Source organism: Halomonas sp. BC1, assembly GCF_002078135.1.
GTDB lineage: Bacteria > Pseudomonadota > Gammaproteobacteria > Pseudomonadales > Halomonadaceae > Vreelandella > Vreelandella stevensii.
On the sequence record NZ_LFGS01000017.1, the window covers coordinates 211,642 to 212,242 of the forward strand.

General features: G+C 63.1%; 1 protein-coding gene. It reads right to left on the minus strand.

Annotated elements, in window-relative coordinates:
* The coding region (locus B7L72_RS14010; protein WP_139788519.1) for an IS256 family transposase at positions 1–601 on the minus strand (601 nt) is incomplete at both ends.

A 601-nucleotide genomic window follows, 5' to 3' on the forward strand; every position in this document is an offset into this window, starting at 1 on the left:
CACGACCAGCTCCAGCTTGTTGAACCCCTTGATCCGCTTCCAGCGCTTCTGGGCGCTCTGAAGCAGCTTGAAGACCATCGCCAGGGTCGTCGCTCTGGAGCCGCAGTTCCGGCTGCGCTTGCTCCGCAGGCGGACCGTGGCGAAGGTCGACTCGATCGGGTTGGTGGTGCGGATATGCACCCAGTGTTCTGCCGGGTAGTCATAGAACGCCAGCAGCTCCTCCCGATCCTTGGCCAGGCACTCCATGGCTCTGGGGTACTTGGCCTCGAAGCGTTTCACCGTGCGATCGAAAGCCTTGTGCGCCTCATCGCGGGTCTCGGCCATCCAGATCTCATGGAGGTCGGCCTTGACCTTGGGCTGCACGGATTTCGGCAGTTTATTCAATACGTTGGCAGTCTTGTGGACCCAGCAGCGCTGGTGCTCGGTCTCTGGATAGACCTTGCTCAACGCCGCCCAGAAGCCCATGGCGCCGTCGCCAACCGCTAGCTTGGGGGCCGTCGTCAGCCCGCGCTCGCGTAGCCCCGTGAGCAGCTCTTTCCAGCTGGCCTCTGACTCACGCTGCCCATCCTCGACGACGACCAACTCCTTGCGGCCCTGCTCA